General features: G+C 60.8%; 6 protein-coding genes. All 6 read right to left on the bottom strand.

Annotated features, from left to right (window positions below):
* Nucleotides 1-187 precede the first annotated feature (187 nt).
* The 6 genes from MKK55_RS16990 to MKK55_RS16965 all read right to left on the bottom strand — a co-directional run bounded on the left by MKK55_RS16990 (nt 188) and on the right by MKK55_RS16965 (nt 6,864).
* Nucleotides 188-532: a hypothetical protein gene (locus tag MKK55_RS16990; protein ID WP_243936647.1), complete on the bottom strand. Its 345-nt coding sequence runs from the start codon at nt 530-532 to the stop codon at nt 188-190.
* A 208-nt stretch (nt 533-740) separates the two neighbouring features.
* On the bottom strand, nt 741-2,165 hold the full coding sequence (locus MKK55_RS16985; protein ID WP_243936649.1) for a carbohydrate porin: 1,425 nt from the start codon (nt 2,163-2,165) through the stop codon (nt 741-743).
* Nucleotides 2,166-2,285: 120 nt separating this feature from the next.
* Nucleotides 2,286-2,993, bottom strand: coding sequence for a hypothetical protein (locus tag MKK55_RS16980; protein WP_243936645.1), 708 nt, complete (start codon nt 2,991-2,993; stop codon nt 2,286-2,288).
* Nucleotides 2,994-3,145: 152 nt separating this feature from the next.
* A complete protein-coding gene (locus MKK55_RS16975; protein ID WP_243936643.1) occupies nt 3,146-3,709 on the bottom strand; it encodes a DUF4337 family protein in 564 nt (187 codons plus the stop codon).
* A gap of 296 nt (nt 3,710-4,005) precedes the next feature.
* Entirely contained in the window at nt 4,006-4,974 is a 969-nt protein-coding gene (locus MKK55_RS16970; RefSeq protein WP_243936641.1) for an alpha/beta fold hydrolase, read from the bottom strand.
* Between the two features lie 213 nt (nt 4,975-5,187).
* Nucleotides 5,188-6,864, bottom strand: a complete 1,677-nt coding sequence (locus tag MKK55_RS16965; protein WP_243936639.1) for a methyl-accepting chemotaxis protein — start codon at nt 6,862-6,864, stop codon at nt 5,188-5,190.
* Nucleotides 6,865-7,672: the final 808 nt, after the last annotated feature.

The following is a 7,672-nucleotide window of genomic DNA, read 5'->3' as shown; positions in this document are numbered from 1 at the left end:
GGCGTCTTGGCCTTGGGCCGGCACGCCTCCACCAGGGGCTCCAGTTCAGACCATTGCGCGTCGCTCAGCATCATCCCTCCTGCCTCAGAAAGATGAAAACGCGAGCCCCGGCAATCCGTTCAGGCGATGACAGGCCCTAGGCTACGTCGAGACACCGGATGGGCGCCGATAATAACCGTGAGTACGTCTAGTCTGATTTAGCATGATCTATTTCTTGACTAAAACTGTCTGTATTTTTTTCTTGACGATTGATGAACGCTTGGACAAATGGTTTCACTACCTTCATGCACCATTCGTGCATTTTCCCCTGTTCCTCTTCCTCATCCGGAGAAGCTGCTGCCTGGAGCGCGCGCAAGGCTCTCACTCGCGCAGCGTCGGCTGCTTTGTGCAGGACGATCTGCACTTGTTCTGGCGTCAAGTTGTCACTTACCGCATCCTTCACGCGCTGGGCGTATTCCGGAATGGTGCCGTGCGGGCCGCTAAGATCGTGCGAGAAAGAGGGGTCTGTGGCAGCGCAGACGTTGCTTACCATCAGAGCCAAATCCGCTGGAACCAGTAGACGCGACAGGGCATCGAGATCACGCGCAAGGGTAGTGCTCGCCGGAGCTGATCCTGCAATGCCCAGAAGCAAAGCAGCGAAACGCATTTTTGCCCAGAGAGGCCGTCGAAATTCTTGAGACAAAAGCGCTCCTTCAAAACCAAATCACATGAAAAGTATACAATTTTCTGACTGCGATGTATCAATACTGAACTGCTGCTCGAATTCCTAAAACGGCAGCATTCTTGATCCGCTGGCCTGTTCCATCCTGAGGATTGGCTATTCCTGCGCCCGGATGAACAATGTATTGGAAGTCGGGTTGCACCGTAAATCCTGGAACCACCACGGCTTGGTAGGTGACCTCGTACACAGTCTCAGCACTGCGAACAGGCATGGCCATGCCGGTATAGAAAATTTGATCCCTGTCGGCTTGTCGCGCGTCCCTTGAAATCCGGGCGTGACCGACGCTTAAGCCGAGAGTGTCGTCCTCACGGCTGTCGAACAAGCCCTTATAGGCAAGCCCTGCATCGACATATATGTCAACGAGACTGCTACGCGTAGGCGAGTATCCCCCACGTACGAACGCACTCAGCCCCTCGTCGTCCTTTCCAGGTTCGCGGTAGAGCGTTTGGTCGAGGACGCCAAAAATGCCGGCATTTCCCCGCACCTGCCGTGGGACCCCTGTCGAGAGGGGATCGGCGAGCGATTGTCCTGCGCTATCGATCCGGAGATCATCGAAGCGGCCGAAATGCTGCCAGCCGCCGAGTGTTACTGTTCCTGGAAGGCCACTCGCGTCTTTGTCGGTGTTGTAGGCATACACGACCTCTGCCACCACCAGGGCTGGGTCGTTCGTCCGGAAGTTCGTCCCGGTTCGATTGAAACGCTGAGGCTCGGCATCAGGGCCGAGACGGGATGCACCTCCGGGATCGCCGTCGTAAAGGCCGACCTGGAAAGTCAGGTTGTCGTTCGGCTTGTAGCGCGCTCGAATGGCAGGCGACGCGAGCGGGTAAATCGGCCCGCCACCCGGCAGATTGAGGAAACCGAGAGCTGGGAAGCCGAAGGTCGTGTTCATGAACAAGGTCGCGGTCTGACTCACGAAAAACTCGGTGTCGACGGCAAGCTGTCCTGCTCGAATGGCAAGCTTGCCATCGAAAAGCGTCTGGTCAAACCACAGTACGTAGAGGCGTGATGCGGGCAAAGCTTCGATCGAACTTGTCGTCAGCAAATTATCAACGTAGTAGCGCGACAGCCCAGTACCATGGATGAAGTACGCATTGGCATGGATCGTTGCACCCTCCCACCCTGCAATCTTTTCGAGATCGAGATTGAGACGTAGGTTCAAGCGATCCTCAACGATGGCTCCTCGCCGCACACCACCTGTTGGATTGCCGAGCACGTCGACGATGTAGGTGAGACTGTACTCGATGCCTTGCGGCTTCAAGAAGGCCCGTAGGCCGAAGGGATCGGCGAGCGGACCGAGCGAGGGCTCGACGGAGCGGACATAGCCCCCCGAAGCCTGACTGGTACTCTCCGGCTGAGCAACCGATGTGCGCAGATGGTTGCCGGCGCCCTCCAGCCCGTTCGGCAGGAGTTGTTGTGCCTGGGCTACGGCACCGGGCAGGCTCATCGTGAGTGCAAGTGCGAGGCTTCGCCACACTGTCCGTCGATCGCTCACGGAGATCCTTGCTTCGGGTGCTGTCGGGTCGACAGCCTACCGTAGCCCTGCAGGAAGCTCAGTGTCCAACCATCAGGCCAGGATATTGACGGCCCGAGCAGCGACCAGGGCGACGGTGAGGAGCGAAATAAGAGCTTCCACCATCATCAGGAGCTTTGCCAAGTGTGAAAGTGGCAGGGTGTCCGTGGGTGAGAAGGCCGTCGCGTTCGTGAAGGACAGGAACAGGTAATCGACGAACCCGGGCACGAACGGTGGGGACTTGCCGTCCCTCTGAAGTGTCATTTGGGGGAAGAGGAAGTCGGATGTTGCAGCCTTAGGATGACCGCGCATGACCGCTCCGCCTCGGTCCACGGCCCAGAACCAGAGCGCAAAGATGATAACGTTCGTGCCCCAGATGTTCAGCGCGTCGATGAGCAGGGTCGGCCCACTCCCGGCCTTTCCGGCCAGCAGAGTTCGCACGAGAGCCACAAGGGCAGCCGTGTTCATGGCTGTGATCAGCGTAGTGAGCACCATGGCCGCCCACCGGATAAGGCGGTGATGATGCAGCACCAGATCCCAGTGCTCCGGCGTCCTAGCCCGGCGTGCACGACCTTGGTTCCAAGCCGTCGCGGCGGAGAGCGGGATCAACAAGGCGATCTCAAGAGCAGGAGCAAGCCAGCGCGGTCCGAATGAGAGATCGTTCACGACGAGCAGTTGCAGCCCTGCGACCAAAGCGATGGCACCGCGGGCCAGCCAGAAATCAACAGCCCTGGTTTGGATCCTATCAATCGTCGGCTGCACGGATGCTCCTCACAGAACGTTCGTGGACAGATGTTAATGAATTGTTACTGCGAGACTCGTCGAGCTGCTACGAGCGTTCCCGAACAAGGAGAAGGCTGGCCATTTGGACCACTCAAATCTCGTAATCGAACGTCCGACAAGGCTGAGCGGCATCAAAAGAGGTAGGCGGTTCCTGCCGCGACCGTACCGGCCACACCAAGGCCCAGGGAGGCGAACCAGGGCCAGCGCTGTCCTCCCGTGATGATCGAGATGGTCGCGATGGCGATCGCGATATGCAGGAGTGTTGCCCCAAGCGTCAGGCGATGATGTCGGTGTTCGTGATGTTGCCCCTCGTGCAGCCACTCCTCGGATCGCTGCTCCAAATTTTGCGCTCTGGCCTGGATCTTCTGCGACTCCGCTTCGTTCATGCGAGCTTTAGCCGTAAAATCCTCAACGTGCGCGGGATCCTGCACGGTGGCGATGTCGTACATATTCTTCTTCAGGCTTTTGCTCTGGAAGAAGCCCCACTGATCGCTCGCCTGGTTCTGAAACAGCACCGCCTCACTCTTGGCTGAGGTGGCCGATCCACTTTCGATAGTTTCCAGGCTCGCCACAGTGGCAGCTAGAACGGCCAGAATGGCGATTGTCATAGCGACGCTGGCAACGAACCTGCTGCCCGAGTGAGCTGCGTGCTCGGCATGTTCCGCATGCTCGAAGGCTTCGGTCGGCGAGTCCATGATGCAGCTCCGCTAAACGCATCGCCTACCTTGGCTCGAAGTGAACACCAAATGCGACGCTGACCTGTGCGGAGCCCCAGATACATCGTACACTGCTCCAGCCACTGAGGAGGATGATCCCAGTCATAAGTTTGCGCATCCTAACGCAGCATGTCAGGGAAATGACTGTTTTCTCGACGTATGTAGCTACATACGGCAGGGTCCGGGAAGGATGGCAATCGGACGTTGGCCTTTCGCCGCGAAGCGGACGTTCTGTCTCCAACCCCTCTCCGACGTTCGGGGGAGAGGCCCCGGCACTATCGAGGTACGGATGATGGGGCTGTCGAGGTTCCAATGCTGCGGCCGAGAAAGTCACGTGTCAGCCAAGCAATCCTGTCCGTCGCCTCGTCTAGCGCGAAATGGCCAGCATCGAGGATGTACAACTCTGCCTTCGGTGTGTCGCGCAGATAGGCTTCGGCTCCTGGCACAATGAAGGAGGGATCGTACCGACCCCACAGCACGAGGGTCGGCAGCGGTTGCGCGCGCATCCACGCCTGCCAAGCTGGATAGGATGCGACGTTCGTTTGGTAGTCGGAAAGGAGGGCCGCCTGGATGTCCCGCTCACCCGGCCGGGACAGGATCGCGTACTCGTCCATCCAGGTGTCCGGGTTGTACCGCTCCGGGTTCGGGCTGGTGCCGAGATGGCGCTGCTTGGCGCCTTCGAGGGACATGAAGGCGTCGACCTGCTCGGGATGGGCTGCGGGGTCGGCCCAGTACTGGCCGATGCCCTGCCACTTCGCTCCGAGCCCCTCCACGTAGGCGTTGGCGTTCTGGACGATCAGCGCGCTCACCCGGTCGGGATGGGCGAGCGCCATGCGGAAGCCGACCGGGCCGCCGTAATCCTGCATGAACAGCGTGTACCGCGCGAGGCCGAGTTGCGCGGTCAAGCCCTCCATCGTCGCGGCGAGGTTGTCGAAGGTATAGGTGTATTGCGCGGGCGTCGGCGCATCGCTCTGACCGAAGCCAGGGTAGTCCGGCGCGATCAGGTGGTAGCGATCGGCGAGCAGCGGCAGCAGCGGGTCCCACTGCCGGGATGACGACGGATAGCCGTGCAGCAGTAAGATCGTGGGCGCATCGCGCGGCCCTGCCTCGCGGTAGAAGATGCCAACACCATTTACCTCGACCCGATGGTAAGTCGTCGTAGCCTGGGTGGAGGGAAGCGGCTGCGGCGTTCCTTGTCCAAGCGCCAGGGCCGTTGCAGCGGCCAGGACTGTCTGTGTCGGCATAACTCATCTCCTCTGCGGGGGAGAGATAGGGCCTTCCCGTTGGACAGGCCGCAACGACCACTTCCCACTCGATCCAATCGCAAGGCTCTCTGACGTCGAGTGCCCCTGAGCGGTCCTCCCGCTTCCGACCCGTTGCAGAAGTTCAGAAGGTGCGCTCTCCGGCACCTAATTGGCGGCGTAATCCACCCGTCGAAGCGGATCCACAGCTCAGCGTTAAGCTGCTCGCACGGTAGCGAGAAAGCGCCCAACCTCGGCGGCGAGGTGCTCGGACTGGCGCGACAGTTCCGTGGCCGCCCCCAGTACCTGACTGGCTGCAGCCCCGGTCTCCTCGGCTGCCCCGGCCACGCCCGCGATGTTGCTGGTCACCTCGCCGGTGCCCATCGCTGCCTGGCCGACATTGCGCACGATCTCTTGCGTCGCTGCCCCCTGCTCCTCGACGGCCGCCGCGATCGAGGAAGCCACGGTGCTGATCTCGCGGATCCGCCCGGTGATGCCACCGATCGAGGTAGCGGCCTGGCTGGTCGAGGTCTGGATCCGGATGATCTGTCCCGAGATCTCGCTCGTCGCCTTTGCAGTCTGCTCGGCCAGCGCCTTCACCTCGGCGGCTACCACGGCGAACCCCTTGCCCGCCTCCCCGGCCCGCGCCGCCTCGATGGTGGCGTTAAGCGCCAGCAGGTTGGTCTGACTGGCGATGGTGGAGATGATGCCGACCACGTCGCCGATGCGCGAGACCGCCGTGCTCAACTCCTGCACCAACGTTCCGGTTTGATCGGCCTCGGCGACAGCCTGCAGCGCCAGAGCTGCTGAGCCATCGACCTGGCGGCTGATCTCCTGCACCGATGAGCCAAGCTCCTCGGCCGCCGCGGCCACCGTGTTGACGTTGGTGGCGGCCTCCTCGGCGGCGGCGGCCACGGTCGTGGACTGGCTCGCCGTTTCTGTCGCCGTCGCGGTCATGGTCTGGGCCGTGGCCTGCAGCTCGGTCGCCGAGGACGACACCATGCTGATGATGCCACCGACCGCCGCCTCGAAGCCGTCGGCCATCTGACGCATCCCGGCCTTGCGCTGCTCCTCGGCGGCCAAGCGCGCCTGTGCGGTCTCCACCTCCAGCGCCTGGGTGCGGATCAGGTTGTCTTTGAATACCTGCGCGGCGGTCGCCATGGCACCGATTTCATCCCGACACTCTACGCCCGGTACCTCTCGGCTCAGATCCCCCGCGGCGAGACTGGTCATGAACGCCGTCATGGCTCGCACCGGCCGCACCACGCTACGGCCTATGAGCGTAGCCAGCAGACCGATCATCACTGCGACGATAGACGCACCGCCAAGCAGGTGCATCAAGGTCGGTCGCATCTGCGTTGCGGTGTCGTCCGCGTAGATGCCCGATCCGATGATCCATCCCCACGGTGCGAAGCCTTTTACGTAGGAGATCTTCGCTACCGGCTGATCCAGACCGGGCTTCGGCCACAGGTATGGGACGAAGCCCGCGCCCGACTGCTTCACCTGCTCGACCACATCCACGAACAGGTGCTTGCCCGCCGGATCAACAATCCCGCCGATGTCTTTACCGATCAGTTCGGCCTTGGGATGCAAGACCATGCGCGGGTGCATATCTTGGATCCAGAAGTACTCGCTGCCCGCGTAGTGTAGGCCCCGAACCACCGCCACAGCCGCTTGTTGGGCGGTATCGCGGCTCATTCGGCCGGCGCGCTCCTCGCCCTCGAAGTAGGCGAGCACCCCTTGCGCAGTCTCGACGAGGTCACACGTCTTCAGCTCGCGCGCCTCCGTAACCGTTTGGGACACATCCCAGCCTGCCAGCCCGATCAGCAATGTCATGCCGGCGAGTGCGGTCAGCGTGATGAGCTGTATGCGAGTGCCAACGCGGAACGTCATGAGATCCTGCTTCGAGCTGCGCCAGACTAGCGGATGGGCAATCTGGCAGACTGCGTCTCGACCGGCCCGTGGCCTAACACTCGATTTGACCGGCGGGGCCAACCACACAGCAATGACAACAGTCTATCGCGCAGAGTAGTTAATAGTCTTGCATGCACCCTTCAGTTGTAATCATAGTTGTACAACGCACAGTCAGGCAAATTTGGTGCTTTCAGGAGGTTAGATCAAATTTTCGAGATTACTTTGATGTGGTCGTTCAGGGTTGGCCGCCATGATCGGATCACACACAGACAGGTCCGATCATGCGCAACCTTCAAGCTCTTCTCGCCCTGGCCCTTATCGCTGGCTTTGCCGCCCTGACGCCCGCTGTGGCGTTCGTCGGTCGGGACGCTTCGCCAAGCACGTTAGGGACCAGCGTGGGACCCCAGGATCCTGACGGCTTCTTTGTCCGCTTTGGTGTCGCGCCTTGAGCCGACGCCGATCGGCATAGGAGCTGATCCTGCTAGATGTCTAGCGGGCACATCGGCCGGGAGTGGAACGTCTGCTTCGGGACGATGGGCCAAGGTCTGGTTGCCACCCAACCCGGACGTTGGCCTCTACCTCAACAGCCTGGGAGCGGACCTTCCGAAGGTCGGCAAGGGGTCGATAGCAACCTGAGCGAAGTGTTGGATAAACGAACGTTTTTCCGACGAGAAGGTGGAGCGGCTCGTTGACGGCTCACCGCAACCGGATTTCTGTCGGGAAAATATGACTGGTTTTCTATTGCGGATAAAACGTACCTGAATCACTATCCCGACATGCTCGTCGG

The sequence above is a fragment of the Methylobacterium sp. J-059 genome (assembly GCF_022829485.1).
Lineage (GTDB): Bacteria > Pseudomonadota > Alphaproteobacteria > Rhizobiales > Beijerinckiaceae > Methylobacterium.
Note: the sequence above shows the minus strand (reverse complement) of the source record. Positions and strands in the feature narration are given on the sequence as shown.

Excerpts from the sequence above, each read along its gene's own strand:
- MKK55_RS16965 (WP_243936639.1), bottom strand. The coding sequence starts at position 6,864 with ATGACGTTCCGCGTTGGCACTCGCATACAGCTCATCACGCTGACCGCA.
- MKK55_RS16985 (WP_243936649.1), bottom strand. The coding sequence starts at position 2,165 with ATGAGCCTGCCCGGTGCCGTAGCCCAGGCACAACAACTCCTGCCGAAC.
- MKK55_RS16975 (WP_243936643.1), bottom strand. The coding sequence starts at position 3,709 with ATGGACTCGCCGACCGAAGCCTTCGAGCATGCGGAACATGCCGAGCAC.
- MKK55_RS16970 (WP_243936641.1), bottom strand. The coding sequence starts at position 4,974 with ATGCCGACACAGACAGTCCTGGCCGCTGCAACGGCCCTGGCGCTTGGA.
- MKK55_RS16990 (WP_243936647.1), bottom strand. The coding sequence starts at position 532 with ATGGTAAGCAACGTCTGCGCTGCCACAGACCCCTCTTTCTCGCACGAT.